This is a genomic window from Rhodohalobacter halophilus (genome assembly GCF_001715195.1).
Taxonomy (GTDB): domain Bacteria; phylum Bacteroidota; class Rhodothermia; order Balneolales; family Balneolaceae; genus Rhodohalobacter; species Rhodohalobacter halophilus.
Map to the genome: position 1 here is coordinate 15,387 of NZ_MDWE01000043.1, position 17,830 is coordinate 33,216.

Annotated in this window: 19 protein-coding genes and 1 pseudogene; 12 read left to right on the forward strand and 8 right to left on the reverse strand. The window is 43.2% G+C overall.

All coding sequences use genetic code 11. From position 1 onward, the window contains the following. Positions 1-78 precede the first annotated feature (78 nt). Positions 79-651 (forward strand): hypothetical protein, encoded by a 573-nt coding sequence (locus BG260_RS11560; protein ID WP_141691591.1) that lies wholly within the window; start codon positions 79-81, stop codon positions 649-651. On the opposite strand, the gene BG260_RS11565 is transcribed toward BG260_RS11560, so the two are convergent. The 5 genes from BG260_RS11565 to BG260_RS11580 form a co-directional block, all read right to left on the reverse strand. Further along, complete coding sequence (locus BG260_RS11565; RefSeq protein WP_069132841.1) at positions 645-1,568, reverse strand: FAD-binding oxidoreductase; 924 nt, start codon at positions 1,566-1,568, stop codon at positions 645-647. The genes BG260_RS11560 and BG260_RS11565 overlap by 7 nt on opposite strands. Before the next feature lie 65 nt (positions 1,569-1,633). Further along, positions 1,634-2,257: an ABC transporter ATP-binding protein gene (locus BG260_RS11570; RefSeq protein ID WP_083750290.1), complete on the reverse strand. Its 624-nt coding sequence runs from the start codon at positions 2,255-2,257 to the stop codon at positions 1,634-1,636. 3 nt (positions 2,258-2,260) lie between these two features. Next, positions 2,261-3,481, reverse strand: a complete 1,221-nt coding sequence (locus BG260_RS13960) for a hypothetical protein (protein WP_083750291.1) — start codon at positions 3,479-3,481, stop codon at positions 2,261-2,263. 72 nt (positions 3,482-3,553) lie between these two features. Continuing rightward, a complete protein-coding gene (locus BG260_RS11575) occupies positions 3,554-3,901 on the reverse strand; it encodes a response regulator (RefSeq protein WP_069132843.1) in 348 nt (115 codons plus the stop codon). Positions 3,902-3,971: 70 nt separating this feature from the next. After that, positions 3,972-4,871 (reverse strand): hypothetical protein, encoded by a 900-nt coding sequence (locus tag BG260_RS11580; protein ID WP_069132845.1) that lies wholly within the window; start codon positions 4,869-4,871, stop codon positions 3,972-3,974. 173 nt (positions 4,872-5,044) lie between these two features. Here BG260_RS11580 and BG260_RS11585 point away from each other — a divergent pair, with 173 nt between their 5' ends. From BG260_RS11585 to BG260_RS11595, 3 genes are all read left to right on the forward strand, one after another. Beyond that, positions 5,045-5,815, forward strand: coding sequence for an electron transfer flavoprotein subunit beta/FixA family protein (locus BG260_RS11585; protein ID WP_069132847.1), 771 nt, complete (start codon positions 5,045-5,047; stop codon positions 5,813-5,815). A gap of 18 nt (positions 5,816-5,833) precedes the next feature. Then, a complete protein-coding gene (locus BG260_RS11590) occupies positions 5,834-6,811 on the forward strand; it encodes an electron transfer flavoprotein subunit alpha/FixB family protein (protein WP_069132849.1) in 978 nt (325 codons plus the stop codon). Between the two features lie 82 nt (positions 6,812-6,893). Then, a complete protein-coding gene (locus tag BG260_RS11595) occupies positions 6,894-8,219 on the forward strand; it encodes an FAD-dependent oxidoreductase (RefSeq protein WP_069132851.1) in 1,326 nt (441 codons plus the stop codon). A 34-nt stretch (positions 8,220-8,253) separates the two neighbouring features. Here the strand turns inward: BG260_RS11595 and BG260_RS14405 are convergent. Then, positions 8,254-8,601: pseudogene (locus tag BG260_RS14405) on the reverse strand (four helix bundle protein). A gap of 149 nt (positions 8,602-8,750) precedes the next feature. Here BG260_RS14405 and BG260_RS11605 point away from each other — a divergent pair. After that, entirely contained in the window at positions 8,751-9,053 is a 303-nt protein-coding gene (locus tag BG260_RS11605) for a ferredoxin family protein (protein WP_176719488.1), read from the forward strand. A 67-nt stretch (positions 9,054-9,120) separates the two neighbouring features. On the opposite strand, the gene BG260_RS11610 is transcribed toward BG260_RS11605, so the two are convergent. Beyond that, on the reverse strand, positions 9,121-9,447 hold the full coding sequence (locus tag BG260_RS11610) for a carboxypeptidase regulatory-like domain-containing protein (RefSeq protein WP_069132853.1): 327 nt from the start codon (positions 9,445-9,447) through the stop codon (positions 9,121-9,123). Positions 9,448-9,690: 243 nt separating this feature from the next. Here BG260_RS11610 and BG260_RS11620 point away from each other — a divergent pair, with 243 nt between their 5' ends. From BG260_RS11620 to BG260_RS11650, 7 genes are all read left to right on the forward strand, one after another. After that, positions 9,691-10,878, forward strand: coding sequence for an acyl-CoA dehydrogenase family protein (locus tag BG260_RS11620; RefSeq protein WP_069132857.1), 1,188 nt, complete (start codon positions 9,691-9,693; stop codon positions 10,876-10,878). 190 nt (positions 10,879-11,068) lie between these two features. Continuing rightward, on the forward strand, positions 11,069-12,277 hold the full coding sequence (locus BG260_RS11625) for an acyl-CoA dehydrogenase (protein ID WP_069132859.1): 1,209 nt from the start codon (positions 11,069-11,071) through the stop codon (positions 12,275-12,277). Between the two features lie 142 nt (positions 12,278-12,419). Further along, on the forward strand, positions 12,420-13,013 hold the full coding sequence (locus tag BG260_RS11630) for an acyltransferase (RefSeq protein ID WP_069132861.1): 594 nt from the start codon (positions 12,420-12,422) through the stop codon (positions 13,011-13,013). 3 nt (positions 13,014-13,016) lie between these two features. Next, on the forward strand, positions 13,017-13,421 hold the full coding sequence (locus BG260_RS11635) for a phosphoribosyl-AMP cyclohydrolase (RefSeq protein WP_069132863.1): 405 nt from the start codon (positions 13,017-13,019) through the stop codon (positions 13,419-13,421). Then, positions 13,422-13,808 (forward strand): DUF2237 family protein, encoded by a 387-nt coding sequence (locus BG260_RS11640; protein WP_069132865.1) that lies wholly within the window; start codon positions 13,422-13,424, stop codon positions 13,806-13,808. A 189-nt stretch (positions 13,809-13,997) separates the two neighbouring features. After that, positions 13,998-14,534, forward strand: coding sequence for a class I SAM-dependent methyltransferase (locus BG260_RS11645; protein WP_218089766.1), 537 nt, complete (start codon positions 13,998-14,000; stop codon positions 14,532-14,534). A 17-nt stretch (positions 14,535-14,551) separates the two neighbouring features. Continuing rightward, positions 14,552-15,169 (forward strand): GNAT family N-acetyltransferase, encoded by a 618-nt coding sequence (locus BG260_RS11650; protein WP_069132869.1) that lies wholly within the window; start codon positions 14,552-14,554, stop codon positions 15,167-15,169. A gap of 59 nt (positions 15,170-15,228) precedes the next feature. Here BG260_RS11650 and BG260_RS11655 read toward each other — a convergent pair whose 3' ends face one another. Further along, positions 15,229-17,778, reverse strand: a complete 2,550-nt coding sequence (locus BG260_RS11655; protein WP_069132871.1) for a zinc-dependent metalloprotease — start codon at positions 17,776-17,778, stop codon at positions 15,229-15,231. Between the last annotated feature and the right edge of the window lie 52 nt (positions 17,779-17,830).

Genomic DNA, 17,830 nt, shown 5'->3' on the forward strand with positions numbered 1-17,830 from the left:
AACATGCAATCAACCTTTAACCGACAGGTTTCTCCTGGCAGAGGTATTTCACCTTCCATTCAGGAAGAGATCTTTACTATGAAAAAATCCTTTGTCCCGGTCAATGAATTAAAAGGGCCAACAACGGATCTATTCTATCACGAGCTTGAAAATCGAAGTGTTTCATTAAAGAGAACAACGGAAAAGTTTGCCGGGATTCTTTTATATACAAGCTACTTACTGCTTTATCCATTTATCTGGCTTTTTTTAAAGATAACCGGAGTTCAAAACCCCTTATTAAAGCATCGAATCAATGGACTAAACGGAGGAGTTATAGAAATCACCCTGATTAATATCGGGCTGAGTCAGGAGAACTGTACAGGTTCGTCTGCACCAAATAGAGTTCAATCCCTGCTTTACAAAACCGGCCTGTATAAACTGCCCCTGTCAAAACACCTGATCACCGGTCAGTTTAAGTTAAAAGGACCTCAACCGGTAGGTGAACGTTCTGCTGTGAAATACATTCAGCGTTATTCAGATTTCTACAAGCGATATTCCGTTCATCCGGGGTTTATCAACCCCTCATCCTACTACACCACTGATACAGAAACCGCGTTCGAAAAAGAGCTGAAATTTCTGATCAAGCAGAAATCAAAAAGAAGCGGTCAATAGACCTCTTCAAAAGTTCGATCAGACGGTTTGATGAATCTCTTAATTTTATCTCGGGGAATTTCATTCAGATCCTCAGGAAGCTTCTTGCGAATGTCCAGATACTCTTCCAACCCAAGACGCAGCAATTCGATATAGATCCCTGTTTCCATTCCCTTGAGTCCGCATATATAGATCAGCGTATTTTCTTTCTTCAGAATTGGGAAAAGCAGCTCTTCCTCATCCGTCAGTTTTGTTTGAACATAATGTTTGGAGCCGTCTTTGCGTCGATTCTCTCTTGAAATACTCTTCAGATAGTGAAAATTACTGTGTTCGGATGCCATCTGTTCAAAATAGTCTGAATAGAGTAAATCCGTTCGATAAGGACATCCAAAAATCAGTGCACAGTCGTTTTGATAGTCTCCTTTCTCAAATAGCTCCATAATCATTCCCCGAAACGGGGCAATCCCGGTTCCTGTGGCAAAAAAGAGATAATTGAACTCTTTTGCATTTTCAGGCAGAAGAAATCGTTTCCCGCTCGGCCCGGTCATTTTTACTTTATCACCCGGTTGCAGATCGGCCAGATAATTTGAGGCAACTCCAACATAGAGTTTATTATCAATCTCCTCAATTGTACGCTTTACAGTAGTTGAGATTAAATGACGCTGCCCGTTCTCCCCGGCCGTTGGTGATGAGACTGAGTAGAGACGAAGCTTATGATCTCTTCCCTTTTCATTTTTGCCGGGTGGAAGAATTCCTATGGATTGCCCAACCTGTACACGCCCCTCAAGATCTGTTCCTGAAATATCAAAAGTAATGTGCCTCACAAAGTTTGGGCTGGACTCTTTTGTTACAACATAATTTTCAACAACCGTAACTTCTACGGGATCTTTGGGTCCGTAAATATTTAGTTCAACTTCGGGGAGGGTCAATTCTGCCATTCGTTTTGTTTAATAATTTTTAGTTTAAAATGATAGACGTCGATTGGATTTTCAGTGGGTATAAACTAAAGAGGAAATTGAATCATTTCATCAAATAATAAACTCTCTTCATCCATGTAGTGAGAAGACATTAAAATTGTTGTATTCTCAGCTTTTGCCTCTTTCAGTAACTCCATAACCACTTCCCGGGTATCTTTATCCAGCCCGCGCAGCGGCTCATCCATAATTAAGATCTGAGGAGCTGCGATAAGTGCAGCTGCAATTTGAGTTTTTTTCTTCATCCCGGTCGAAAACGTTCCAATCTGTTCATCCCGGGCATCCAGTGCAAGACGATCAAACATATCTCTTATGTCTGTTGAAGAGTGCTCACTCCACTTTTTTCGATTTCTCAGGATCCATTCAAGCAGTTCGGATGCCGTAAGATGGTGTGGCAAAGTCTCTTCATCATGTACAAGACCTACATGCTGCAGGTAATCTGCCGGATGTTTGTGAATATTCACTCCATCATACAAAACAGTGCCGCTGGTTGGAAATGAGTTCACAGATAAAATCCTCAGAAAAGTTGTTTTACCTGAACCGTTCGGACCAACAACTCCAATGGCTTTACCCTCTTCAATTCGATTTGAATAATCTGAAAAAATTGGGCGCCCCGGTTTATACTGTTTTGTCAGTTTTTCGATCTCTAACATAGTTTATGTCATACTTTTTTTAAGCCTGAAAACTCCTGCGGCTGAAACGGCTAAAGCTGTAATTAGGTAAATAGACAACACAATTCCCTGATATCTCCAACCGGGAACACCAAAAATAAAGAGCTGTGCGTTCATACTGACTGTGAGAGGAAGCAGCCACCGCATCTGCATCCAAAACCAGCTAAACAGCCAAACCATAGGAGAGCTCATCCACCGCAATAACCACATAGGCGAGAATGACGTTTGCACGGCTTGCAGTATAAATAGATGGTGTGTCACTGCGAACAGTGCCCAGACTCCTATCATAAACTGATCATCCGGCCTTTGATATGCAACCAGCCAGACTAAAATATGTCCGGCAGCAACAACTCTGCCGGCAGGGAGCTTACGATCTGTCTGCTGCAAAAACTGCCATACGTTGGCCCGTAATTTTGATGGCACCCACCACAGTTGTTCAACTTTGCGGCGAGCAGTAATTGAATCTTCGCCGGCTGATTCTCCAAAAAACTCGCTAAAGAAGCTGTTTGTGTGATAATATCTTTTTTCCGGGTGTTTACTGCCCCGGAAGAATTTGTATCTGCCAAATGCAATCAACAAAAAACCAATCGTTAACTCAGCAAAATGTCCAAATGAATTACCCAGTAATGTTGCAATCACAAGCAGTGACATACCTAATGCGGCGAGTAACACCGTATTCAACAAGCTGGGGATGGCACCCGGATCAATTGGGTATTTTGCATATTCAGCAACTTTTCTTCTCAGCTCCTGCCCTTTTTGGCTCTCCTGCCAGAACTGTGATTGAGGACCCACTTTCAGATAGAGAAACAGTGCCGTGTAGTGAAGCCCCGCAACCATAAGCATGGCGTAGAGTGAATAAACCAGCTTTATCACCAGGCTGCCTGCCGGAGAACTAACATCGGCAAACATCATCACAAAGATAAAGAGATAGAAAAATTTATAGATTTTTGATGTTTTGCCGGAGAGATAGTTCAGTAATTCTGAATCGCTGATATTTCCCAACTGTATCAATTTTGAATTGGAATCGGGGAACAGAAGGTAAGGAGTTACAAATGAAATAAATCCGGCAGATGCAAGAATCAGGTACCGAACCGCAATAACACGCTCTTCGATCTGTAGATCGTAAATCCAGCTGGTGCCAACCACAATGGTAATGATAACCAGCAGACTATCTCGCAGTAGTGAAGTTTTTTTTATCAGTGCCAAAATTTATTCGATTAACCATCCTCCGGAAAATTGAGAAAGAATATAATGCTTAATCGAGCAGAAATCGACCAATCAGATAATTGATTTTAAATCTTCCATGCGAAGCGGTTTGATGAGGTAAGCTTCATACCCGGTTTTTTCGGCACGTTCCCGATAGGCCTGATCTGTATTACCGGTTACATAAATAACCCGGATATTATTCATTCTATTCAAAATTTCTTGTGTGGCCTCTATACCGTCCATACTCCCGTTTAATCTAATATCCATCAGAATAACGTCGGGCTGATTTTCCTGAGCTGCCCGTACAGCCTCTTCACCTGATGTAACTGAACCAACTACCTGATACCCGAGTTTTTCAACCATTTTTTCGGTGGTCAGAGAAATAATCAGATCATCTTCAACTATGAGAACTCGCTTCAATGTTCACTCCTATTATTATGAGCATTTCGAAATTTACCCGTACGTACACGTAAACAAGAGTAATGAGTCTCTAATTTGTTACAAACTTTTCCCGGCTATCTGAAATTGGGCCAAAATTATTCTCTTTCCTGAGCTTATCTACCAAAAGAATTCTGCCATCAATTTTATCACCAAAAACGGCCCAACCGCCAAATGGCACCTGATTGCTTGGCACTTCAATTCTCCAGCCGGCACGCAGTTCAAGGTTTCCGTTTTCGCTGTTTTCGAATGGAATGATCGTTTTTTCAGTAGGGATGTTGAGAGAATCTGCCAAAATTGTATGCTCAAAGAGTTCACCATCCTCTATCCACTCAATGGTCTGACCGTCCAGCTTTTCTACGATCTCGTCGGGTAGGTAATTTGCCCTTGATGGGATATATGGATCATTGTACCAGTTCCCCCAAATTCTGTTCACACCCAAGCCATCCACAATTACGGTGATAGAGGAATCATGAACATCCAACTCATTAATCTGCTGCGAATTAAACACGAATTTCCACTCAATAATACGGCTATCAATATTTGGCCCTTCACAGATGATACAACCTCGGAGCGGTTCCATTTCACTCAGCTCCAGCTTATCCGGATCAGTAACCCCGGTAAAACCCTCATTCATTACAAGTGTCTCAACAGCCAGTGATAGTAGAGTATCCGGTTCTGTCAACTCAATTCGTACCGGTTCTCGATTCAGGCATGGACTGCTCTGCCCTTCAAAAAGCACATCACTAAACCCGGTCAATCCATATCGGTTAAGTGTTGAACAAATATGATCATTGGAGGCTTGAAATTGTTCATTGAGTTCCGTTAGCTGCTCCATCTCGTAAGGCTCCAGCTGTGTGGGGTAAATCAGCGCCTCCTCATCGAAATTGAATACATCGCATCCGGCGATAAAAGTGAGCAGAAATATGTAGATGAAATTTTTGTTGGGCATAGTCAAGTTCCTTCAAACTTGTTAGATGATAGGTAAGCTGAAAGATTCTTCCAACTTCGATTTTGAAGGCGGGCAGAATGGAATCCGATGCAGTTTTTTAATACACGTTTTGTATATTAAAAAAACGCTAAAAAAGCGGTTTCATACGCTAACCGAAAAATAAACCATCAAGCATGAAATTCTACGTTTGTATTAAGCAAGTACCCGATGTGAACGCTCCCCTGCAAATAAAAGACGGCCAACTAATTCAAGATGCAGACCGAAATATACTGAACGCTTATGACGCTTCAGCCGTAGAAGAGGCACTGGTATTAAGTGAAAAACATGGCGGCGAAGTTGAAGTAGTGTTAGCGGGTCCCGAAAAAGCTAAAGAGACCCTCCGAAAAGCACTGGCAATGGGCGCCGATAAAGGAACTCACATTGTAACCAACGGAGATGAGGAGTTTGACTCCTACTCCTATGCGAAAATTTTAGCCAAATTCTTTTCTGACAAAGAATACGATTTTATCTCCTGTGGTAAGCAGAGCCAGGACACCGACGCAGGACTGACCGGGCCGATGCTTGCGGAGCTTCTAAATCTTCCGTACGCAACCAATGCTGTTGGGCTTGAATATAGCGATGGTTCAATTCTTGTAAAGCGCCAGGGAGATGCCGGCCAAGAGATGATTGAACTTCCTTCTCCCGGTCTGGTCACCTGCTCAAATGATATGAACGATCCGCGAATTCCGAGTCTGAAAGGAATCATGCAGTCCAAAAGAAAGCCGGTTGATACAATTTCTCTCGATGATTTTGCAGCAGATGCTGCATCCGAGGAGGTTAAAACCAAAGTGCTTGGGTTTGAAGAGAAGCCTAAACGCGAGCCCGGTAAAAAATATGAAGGGGAACCTGAGGAAATTGCTCGTGAGGTTGCCAAACTGCTCGATTCCGAAGAAAACGTTATTTAACTAAAAAGAAATTATTCCATGAGTACTCTACTAACTGTTATCTCAGTAAATGACGGGAAAATTAAACGTTCATCTCTTGAAGTGTTATCCCGATGTAATGAACTTGCCGAAGCCAACGGATTGACATCTGCCGCATTGGTTGTTGATGCAAATGCAGGTGAAATTGCCGAACAGCTTAAAAGTTACGGCCCGGATGCCATCTACACTATTGAAAATCCGATTTTCAAAAATCACCTGAACACACCTGTGTTGAAGGCACTTTCTATTGCTGTGGATCATATTAATCCGCAATTGGTTGCATTCGCTTCCACCGAGAGCTCTAAAGATATTCTTGGCGCACTGGCTGCAAACAAAGAAGCCGGCGCCCTCAGCGATATGTCTGAATTTGAACTGACCGAGAACGGCGTGAAGGGAAAGCGTCCGGTCATGGCTTCAAAAATTATCTCCTCTGTTGAAGCAACCGGAACTCCTGTGATTATTTCCGTTCGATCCGGATCATATGACGTAGTGGAAAAGTCAAGTGACGCTTCTGTTGAAGCGATCGACTTTAGTTTTAACGAAGAAGAACTTCGAATTACCCTGAAAGAGATTATCAGCTCTTCTTCTGATAGGGTTGATCTCTCTGAAGCGGAAGTTGTGGTTGCCGCCGGTCGCGGTGTGAAAGATGAAGAGGGACGTAACATGATCTCAGAACTTGCTTCTGTTCTGAACGCCGGAATTGGCGCTTCTCGGGCATTAACAGAAGCCGGTGATTACGATCCAAGTCTTCAGATCGGACAAACCGGTAAAGTGGTTTCTCCTCAGCTTTATATCGGCGTTGCCATTTCAGGTGCTATTCAGCACGTTGCCGGTATGGCAAACAGTAAAGTAATTGTAGCCATCAACAAAGACCCTGACGCCCCTATCTTCGATATAGCAGACTATGGACTCGTTGGAGACCTTTACAAAATTCTGCCTCCATTCATCGAAGAGCTCAAAAAAATCAAACAGAATTAGATTTGAGACACGAGTCTTGAGTTGAAAGGATTCTACTCCCTCATCTCAAGACTCACCTCTCATGACCCACGACTAAATCACTATGGACGAAAAATTTGACTGTATCATCGTAGGTGCCGGTGTGGCCGGACTTGCCGCTGCCATGACACTCGCCAAAAACAACATGAAATTCCTTCTGATTGAAAAGGGTGAATTTCCCGGATCCAAAAATGTATCCGGCGGGGTTTTATGGGGAAGTGACCTGAACAAGCTGGTTCCAAACTATTGGGAGGAAGAAGATGGCGGTTGGGACCGATTCATAAACCACCGAAGGCTCACCTTCATGGATGAGCAGTCCTCATTCTCCGTTGACTTTAAATCCTCGCATTTCAACGAACCGCCCTATACCGGAGTCGTTGTTCTTCGATCTAAATTTGACAAATGGCTGGCCGGTAAAGTAGAGGAGGCGATTGCAGAGAGTGACTTTGCCATGGATTCCTTCGTGGCTCCCAACATTCTCGTTGAGGAAGTACTGGAAGAGGATGGAAAAGTAGTGGGAATCCGAACCGGTGAAGACAAATTTTATGCAGATTCGGTCATTCTGGCTGAAGGTGTCAATAACCTGCTCACACGCCAGGTTGGCCTTCAGGATAAATATGTTCCGGCCGATCACATGCTGACCGGAGTAAAGGAGATCATCCGCTTTGATCAGGATGTTCTCGAAAACCGATTTCAGTTATATGGCCGAAGCGGAATGAGTAATGAGTTTGTCGGCCACGCTACCAACGGCGTAGAAGGCGGTGGATTTCTCTATACCAATAAAGATACCGTCTCCATAGGATTGGTATTGGGATTGAAAGACCTGCGTGAAAAGGAGCAAACACCATACGATATTTTGAACCATTTCAAAAAACATCCGGCTGTTGCTGATATGATTCGCGGCGGTGAGGTTGTGGAGTATTCAGCGCATGTGGTTTCCTCCGGAGACAAGCGGGTGATGCCTGAAAAGCTCTACAAAGCTGGATTGATGGTTTGCGGTGAAGCTGCCAATTTGTTGATGAACGCAGGAAAAGCGATCCAGGGAATGGATTATGCGATGCGATCCGGAATTCTTGCGGCTGAAGCGATTACAAAAGCGAAGGAGAAAGAAGACTACAGCGAAGCGTCTATGAAGAGCTATCAGGATGCACTGGAAGACAGCTATGTGATGAAGGATATCAACAATTTCCAGGATGCCGTTCATCTGCTGCACGATCCGTTTATGGTAGATAAAATGCCGAACCTGATCTGTGACTTCGGACGGAATTTCTTCAGCATCAAAAACGAGCCTACAAAGAAAGCGAGAAATATGTTTAGTGATTCAGTTAAAAAACACGCTTCATACTGGGATCTCGTTAAGATAGGAGCGAAAGGAGCGAAAGCGCTCTAGCAAAAGTGAAAACTGAAAACGCAAAAGATTAAAGCTATTTTGCCATTGCTGATAGCATAGCGAATACTTCGTTTGCCAGTTCTTCAAGGTTTGAAATTTGAGTTTTATTCAGATATCCAAGATTTATCGAAATACCGATTTGTGTATCAAGTTCAACGAGTAATGATCTTGAGATTTCGTAAAATCGTTTTCTTTATTTTTCTGTTTTTCTTGATGCACCTTCAGCAATATTGGAGGGAATTGAAATCGCAGATCTACGAATCTGGCTTATTAAACCATATTTCTCATGTGAAGGAAATTTTTGAGTCAAAGCATAAATGTCAGACACTAACTCAATACTTTTTTGATAAACATTTAAGTCTTTATGATTAAGTGATAACATGATTTAATAGGTTTGTTCAAGGTTATTATTAATATGAACCACAATTCACCAAATCCTTACAATAAAATAATCTTGACTCCTTTTTCACTTTTACCTTTTGCGTTTTCACTCAATATCGAAGAATATCAATTAACTCAACGTACATTCAAATGAAACTCCTGACTTTACCTGAACGCCTTGGATTGGTAAGCTATCGTAACCAGGCAAAATCTGAGATTAAGCCACACATCAAAGTTGATACAGATATTTGTAACTCTACCTGTCCGCACCACTGTACAACCTATGTTTGTCCTGCAAAGTGCTACACCAAGGATGAACAAGGAAAAGTACACTTTCAGGTGGAAGACTGTATAGAGTGTGGAACATGCATGTATGCTTGTGATCAGGGAGCGGTAAGCTGGGAGTTTCCTGATCCGGAAATTGGACGGGGTGTGACCTGGAATTTTGGCTAAATATTATGCTATAAAAAAGCTCTCTTTCATACCAAAGAGAGCTTTTTTGTTGAATCGATTTTATTTGTCAATCCAAAACAATTTCAAGCCGGGTGCCACCATTTGTTACTTCTACAGTTTTTGTAAATGAACCCTGCCCTTCAGTTGAAATGTTTACTTCGTGAGATCCTACGCTTACTTCCCTGAGTGTAAAAGTACCGTCAGTAGAAGTTGTAGTTCTCAAATCGTCACCGGAAAAATAAACTTCCGCATTAGCCACTCTATCGTAACCGTCAGTCACTACAACACCGGCTACATCTGTAATCTCATCTGAGGCCAAACTTCCGGGTGAGGCACAGCCTACTCCAATGAAAAAGGTAAGTGCGATCAAAAGTGATGAATATTTTCTTAACATGATTAATCTATCGGTTTATTATTCTTTGAGGTTCATGCTTTCTAATGGATTCCGGGAGATTATGTTCCATGATATTTTAAACCGATTCGGATCTAAACGTTATGTTCACTTAGAACGTCCGGCATCCAGGCAACTTTGCCACGAATATCCAATACCCCTTCAAATTTTTCCCTTAAAGCAAATGATAACAAGCAAAAAATCGTTACCTTTTGGAAGCGTTATCAAAAATAAAACTACATTATAATGACTATTGACGCACTTGAAAAGAACATACTATCATTTGACCTGACTGACGATCAGGCAATGATTCGCGACTCAGTTCGGGACTTTGCCAATCGATACATCGCACCGAATGTAATTGAACGAGATACGAGTAAAAAATTCCCTCACGACATTGTAAAAAAACTTGCTGAACAGGGTCTGCTCGGCATCTATCATGAAGAGAAATTTGGCGGTGCAGGATTTGACACTGTAAGTTTCTGCCTTGCATTAGAAGAAATTGCACGCTGGGATGCTTCCCTTGCATTGACGGTAGCTTCTCACACATCATTGGGAAGCGGACACATTGCACTTGCAGGAAATGACGCTCAAAAGAAAAAGTACCTCACTCCTCTTGCACAAGGTAAAAAGTTGGGAGCTTGGTGTCTGACAGAACCCGGCTCTGGAAGCGACTCCTCTGATATGAAAACTGTGGCTGTTAAAGAGGGGGATGAATGGGTTATTAACGGTGCAAAAACATTTATTACGCAGGCTACCGTGGGTGATACTTATGTAGTGCTTGCTAAAACTGATCCCACAAAAGGAACCAAAGGAATCAGTGCATTTATTGTTGAGCGAGATATGGAGGGTGTGAAACCCGGTGAACCAATGCATAAACTTGGAATGAACTCATCAGATACAGCAGAGGTCATCCTTGAAAATGTCAGAGTACCTGAAGAGAATCTACTCGGCGAATTAGGAAGAGGATTTATCGACACAATGAAGGTCCTTGATGGCGGCCGGATTGGCATCGGTGCACTCTCGGTAGGTATTGCTCGCGGTGCGCTTGAAGAGTCTATGAAATACGCCAAGCAAAGGAAGCAGTTTGGACGATCCATCGGTGACTTTCAGGCCATTGAGCACAAGATGGTCAACATGGCTGTGGAGATTGATGCTGCCCGCCTTTTAGTGCACAGAGCTGCTTGGCTGAAAGATCAGGGACGCCCCTACACCAAAGAGGCTTCGATGGCAAAACTGTTTGCTTCCGAACTATCTGAACGTGCTTCACTCGACGCCATTCAAATTCACGGCGGATACGGGTATACCAAAGAGTACCACGTTGAACGATTTTTGAGAGACTCCAAGCTGATGACTATCGGTGAGGGAACCTCAGAAATTCAGCGATTGATCCTGGCCCGCGAAATTAAAAAAGAGCTGGGATACGACAGTTAATTCATTTAGTAATTTCAGATAGAGTAAAGTCACACTTTGTAACGAGGTGTGACTTTTTTTTATGGACCCACTCAATAAAGTTTTTATAAAAATCAGCTTATTTCATCCTGCAAAGATGACTTGCGAAGTTGAATTTGTTACATTAAAGGATATGAAATTTTAAAATTTTAGCTCTTAATCATCTACCAACATGGCAAATTCTCAATTTAACATAGACGACGCGTACCTCTTCGAATCTGAGTTAAACGAAGATGACAAAATGATCATGGAAACCGCTCGCGAATATGCTCAAACTAAACTTGAACCGCGCGCATTGAAAGGTAATCAAGAAGAAGTTTTTGATATGGAGATCGCCAAAGAGATGGGCGATCTTGGTTTGCTCGGGGCAACCACTGATCCAAAATATGGCGGCGTTGGTGCAAGTCAGACGGCCTATGGTCTGGTAGCACGTGAAGTGGAGCGAGTCGATTCCGGTTACCGATCGTTTATGTCCGTTCAATCCTCTCTTGTTATGTACCCAATCTCACAGTTTGGTACTGAAGAGCAGAAAGAGCGTTTCCTTCCGCGTCTCGCTTCCGGAGAGATTATCGGCTGCTTCGGACTGACCGAGCCGGATCACGGATCTGATCCCGGATCGATGGTAACCACTGCCGTAAAAACGGACGGCGGCTGGATTCTGAACGGAGCTAAAATGTGGATTACCAACTCCCCCATTTCAGACGTGGGAATTGTTTGGGCAAAAGCCAAAGAGCACAAAGATGACAAGCCGGTTATTCGTGGCTTTATCGTTGAAAAAGGTATGGACGGTTACTCCTGCCCGGCTACCAAACATAAAATGAGTCTGCGTGCTTCATCAACCGGAGAGATGGTTTTTGAAGATGTGTTTGTACCGGACGAAAATGTATTCCCTGACATTCGTGGACTGAAAGGTCCCTTTATGTGTCTGAATAGTGCCCGATACGGAATTGCATGGGGAGCCATCGGCGCTGCAGAGTTTTGCTATCAAAAAGCTCGTCAGTATGTACTTGACAGGAAACAGTTTGGACTACCCATCGCAGCAAACCAGCTGCCTCAAACAAAATTGGCAAACATGCTGACGGAAATAACATCCATGCAGCTTCTGGCACTTCGTCTCGGAAAACTGAAAGATGAAGGCCGCGATCACCATGCCATGACTTCTCTCGCAAAACGAAACAATGTCGGCAAAGCGCTCGATATTGCCCGCGTAGCGCGTGATATGCACGGTGGTAACGGCATCACAGGTGAGTATCGTGTAATCCATCACATGGTCAACCTCGAGTCCGTGAACACCTACGAAGGTACTTACGACATTCACGGTCTGATTCTCGGAAGAGAAATTACAGGAATTCAGTCGTTCACTCCGAAAGGTAACAATTGATTTAAAAGAATTTCACCTGATAGCGTCTGTCAACTGACAGACCTGTCAGCGTGATGTGTTTACTACGATATTGCTACAGGAACGCTGTCAGGTCCATTGGACGCTGGCAGGTTCTAATTCACATTTCTCCAAACCAGGATACATGATCTACGAATTTAACGGATATAAACCGGTAATACATGAATCTGCTTATGTGCATCCACAGGCAGCCGTGACCGGAAACGTGATCATTGGGAAAGATGTGTACATTGGCCCCGGTGCTGCTATTCGCGGTGATTGGGGAAAAATTGTGATTAAGGATGGAAGCAATGTTCAGGAAAATTGTACCATTCATATGTTTCCCGGTGTAACCGTAACCCTTCACAAAGCTTCACACATTGGCCACGGTGCAATCATTCATGGTGCCACTATCGGTGAAAACACGCTTGTTGGAATGAATGCCGTTGTGATGGATAACGTGAAGATTGGAAAAGAGTGTATCATAGGAGCTCTCTCATTCATCAAAGAGGGAGTGGATATTCCGGACCGAAAAGTTGTAGTGGGTAACCCCGCAAAAATTGTGAAGGATGTTACCGATGTGATGGCTAAATGGAAAACAGAAGGCACAGGATGGTATCAGCGACTACCGCAGCAACTGCACGATTCACTTCACGAATGTGAGCCTCTCAGAGAAGTACCTGAAAACCGGGAAGATCAAACCGGAGAGTATCAAACCTGGGGTAAACAGAAGAAATAATTTATGTCTCTAACCAAATCTGACATCGAAGAAAGCAGAACATTTAACCCACAGTTTGAGAAACGAGGAGGACTGCTTCCGGTTGTGGTTCAGGAATCATCAACCGGGGAGATTTTGATGATCGCATCCGTTAATCAGAAAGCTCTAAACCAATCAGTCAAAACAAAAAAAGCCACGTTCTGGAGTACCAGCCGAAATGAGATCTGGGTTAAAGGAGAAACTTCGGGAAACACCATATGGATTGATGAAATACTTACTGATTGCGATCAGGATGCTTTTATATATAAAGTACGACTGGAAGGTGACGGTGTTTGCCACACTAAAAATGAATCGGGGTTAAACCGCAAATCATGCTTTTACAGAAAGCTCGATATAGAAAAAGTTGAATTAGCATTTATTGAAAAGTAGATGGAACAGTCAGCCCGAAATATATTTGGTCAGCCCCTGAAAGAGTGTAGCAGCGATCCCGTTACCGGATTTTATCGTGATGGCTGCTGTAAAACCGGTAAACAGGATTATGGCCGGCATCTGGTGTGCGCAGTTATGACCGAAACTTTTCTAAATTTTTCCATGAAAGCAGGTAATCCTCTCAAAACTCCTATGCCTCAATACAACTTTCCCGGGTTAAAGCCGGGAGACAAATGGTGCCTTTGTGCTTTGCGCTGGAAAGAGGCTCAGCAAGCCGGTGTAGCTCCCAAAGTAGATCTTGAAGCTACAAATGAAAGAGTTTTGGAACTGATAGAAATGGACATGCTTCTTCAATATGCTCTCAAAAGTCAACCTGACCCCGAGTAGGCTACCCTTCTCAACTTTCTTTTCTTTCGATCTGTTTACGAATCCATGAAAGATACCTTCAACAACAAATCCGGATACACTCAACTCTCTATCCCCGGCTGCATTCTTTGTAAAAGTGAGTCTACAGAATCTTTATTTGATGCAAATAATTTCAGTTATATACACTGTAAAAATTGTGATTTAAAATTTGTGAAACCGGGCCAACGACTCGACCCTGATGTAGAAAAAAGCCGGTACGATCTACACGAAAATGACCCGGAGGATAGTCGCTATCGCGAATTTCTAAATCAACTCTACTCCCCGCTCAGTGATAAACTTTCACCGGCAAGTTTTGGCCTCGATTTTGGTTCAGGCCCCGGACCTACTCTCAGTGTAATGTTTGAAGAGGACGGTCATACCGTGAATCTTTATGATCCATTTTACGCTCCCGACCGATCCGTCTTCAATCACACATATGACTTCATTACTACCACCGAAACTGCAGAGCACCTGTTCAATCCAAGAAAAGAGTTTGATCTGTTATGGTCTTGTTTGAAGAGTGGAGGATTCCTTGGTATTATGACGAAACTGGCTCCAAAAGTCGAGCAGTTTAAAGATTGGCATTACCGTAAGGATGATACACATGTGACGTTCTATTCAGAGAAAACATTCCAATGGATGGCCGATCATTACGGGGCAGATCTTGAGATTATGGGAGAACGGACTGTAATCCTTACAAAGCATTAAACAAACTGACAATCACTATGGAACAAGCTGTACTTTACGAACTGATTGGTTACCTGGCATCTCTTCTTGTGGCGATTTCGCTGATGATGAGCGCCATCGTCAAACTCAGAATTATCAATCTGATCGGGTCATTGACTTTTACCATCTACGGAGTATTGATTGATGCATGGCCGGTTGCCCTGATGAATGCTCTGATTGTTTTTGTAAACATATACTACCTTATAAAAATCTATCGGGATGATCAATATTTTCAGCTTCTTAAGACATCGGAAGAGAGTACCTATTTGAAAAAATTTCTGGATTTTTATAATGATCACATCAAGACTTACCAGCCACAATTCTCTAAAGAAAAAAGCTTCAATTACTCCATGTTTGTGCTAAGTGACATGGTTCCGGCCGGTTTGATACTGGGTAATATCCGAGAGGATGGTACGCTTGAGATGGATCTCGACTTTGTGATTCCCAGCTACCGGGATTTTAAAATCGGACGATTTCTGTTTGAAAAAAATGCTGATGAACTGAAGAGAGATGGCATTGAGAAAATTGTAACCCCTTCAGGAAACAGCGAACACAATGAGTATCTCCGAAAAGTGGGTTTCGAAAAAATAAATTCATCGTTTGTCAAAACCTTGTAAACAAAAAGAGCCCTGCGGTTATGCAGAGCTCTCTTATAGATTTGAAACCGGTTATTAAATTAGCTCTCCAGCGCTTTATCAATCACGGTTTTTATGTGAGCAGCGTGAGCACGGGTTTCTGCATTTACACTTCCTTTGCTATCCATCATATTTCGGATGTTCTGCAGATTGTACAAAGCCGTCGATTTTGAAATATGATCGTAAGAATCACTGTCCAGTATAGCAATCAATCGGTTCACATAATCAACCTGTAGGTTCTGGCGGAACGTATTTACATTACCTCTCGCATCGGCATCAAATATAGATGACGTGAGATCCCCAACAACATCAGCCAGTGAATAGCTGTTACCATACGTTCGGGAGTCTGTGATTCTCTTTGCGGTATTTGGGTGTAGTAGGTGATTCAGCACGTTGCCCTGCATCGACAGTACCATGTCATGAATTTTTGGATCCTCAGACATGCTGAAGAAGTTAAATCCTCTTCTCTGAATCTGAAGGTAGTTATACACTTCGTGAGACCTACTAAAAGCATCCGGTGCAAAGAGGTATTGATTCAGATAGGTCATCGCCTCTTTCTGTTTTTCAGCCGGAACCGGGCGGAATGGAACATCTCCCCCCTCCTGCCCGATAAATGCCCGGTCGCGATACACACCACCAATCTGACGGGATATGACACCTGTCTGAGTTCTTTGTTGCCCCATCAAACTCATAAACGCATTTCTGAGCTCCTGATACGATTGCCCTTCACGCGTTCCAAACTTCTCTAAAAGTCCGTTCATCAGTTCACGAGACATTTCGATCCTTTCAACTCCGTATGCAACGGGGTCAGATGACATATCGCCAACCATAATTCTCGGATCAATCGCCTTACCCGGACTTCTCATATCGTCTGCGTCATTCCCAAATGCCAACTCAGGTTCGGTGGATCGATTAAGATGTGTTTTTCTCTCAGCCTCATCATCCAGTTCCGGCTTGTATCCGAACTCAATCGCCCAGATATCGTAAGGACCGGGTTTGATGTCGTAATATCTTCCCTGATTGTCACGGTCTCTGTTGACGTTCACGGAAGAGTAGTCCATAACGGAGCCGGTCAACCCAATCGTATTGGCCAGCTCTTCATTGTGAATATCCTCGGGCGAATGCAGTGTACTGGCCTGCATATTGTGGTTCAGCCCAAACGTATGGCCCAGCTCGTGAAGAATCAACATGGTCATCGCCTCTTTCTGGAATCCCTCCAGTTCTTCATCAGGAGCATCCAGAAGACTCAATGCACTCATCCCAAACTGATTGTTCTGAGTGAAGTGAGTTCCGAATGAACAGAACTTTTCATCCATTGCCTCATATACGTTTACATCAGAAATTCGTCCTGAAGTCAGTACGTCTTCCTCAAATGACCTGTTTCTGAAGAATCCCCATTCGAGCATGATATCCGCACCAAGAATCTGCCCTGTTCTCGGGTTTACGAAACTTGGGCCGTATCCACCAAATGGAGGAATGGGAGATGATGTCCATCGAAGGACATTGTATCGAATATCACCCGCATCCCAATCCGCATCATCGGGCTGAACTTTCACCTCAATGGCATTTCTGAATCCTGCGGCTTCAAACGCTTCATTCCACGCAAGTGTGGCCTCTTTTATGGTCTCACGAAATTCGTAGGGTGTGGTGTTTTCAATCCACCAAACGATCGGTTCAACCGGTTCTGAAATTTCAGCGTCCGGATCTTTTTTCACCAAATTCCAGCGATGCACCAGATCCCGATATGGTGTGGCACTTGTACTCACCTGGTCGTCCATTTGGGTTGTAAAATATCCCACTCGTGGATCAGCATATCTCGGCTGAAAGTCATTTTCAGGCATCTCGATAAAGGAGTGCTGAAACGTAATTTTTACCGATCGTCCGTCAGTTACAGCTTCGCTTGTGGAACCGGTGGGATATGGAGTTTCATAGACATACTCCACAATTACATCAAAGTTCTTCGGGTAGTTTTTGATAGCCGTGTACTTACTCTTATCCCTGCTCAGGTTGCCAATGGAGAATTGGCCGGGGCCACCAAATGGGCTTGGGCTCGGTTTAATCTGATGTAAACTTTCCGTTAAAAAGAGTGGATCTGTATCAATTAACAACATTCCTGACGAATCGTCTTCCGCAGAAATTTTTCCGCTAAAAAGAAGTGCATCAGAAATATTCGCATTTGATGCCCGACTAAGCGGACTCTCTTCATCAAACCAATAGCGATTATTGACGTGCACAAACTCAACCTTGTCAAAGTAGCGTCGAACTTTTACGATTTTATTATCACGGAAGCTCCCTCTGAAATGCCCCGCTTCCAGAACCCCATCTTGAGACATCCCAAAATAGATATACTCTTTACCGAGTTGATCTTTATGAATTGCCATTTTGGTGGAGCCATCTGTGGTATCCTGATAAATGGTAAAAAGCCCCTCGTATGCCATGCTTTTTTCAATGGCTTTATCAAAATCTGAGGCAGACTCTTGCTGTGCGCCATTTGATGATGCCGGTGCAGTGGGCTGAGTAGTTGCACAACCAATAGCTATAAATAGCATGACCGGCAAAATGGTAATTTTTAAAAAATTCAATGACCTCATACGCTTGGAAATGTTAATTAAAGTTGACCGTTCGAGTATATCGCTAAAGAGA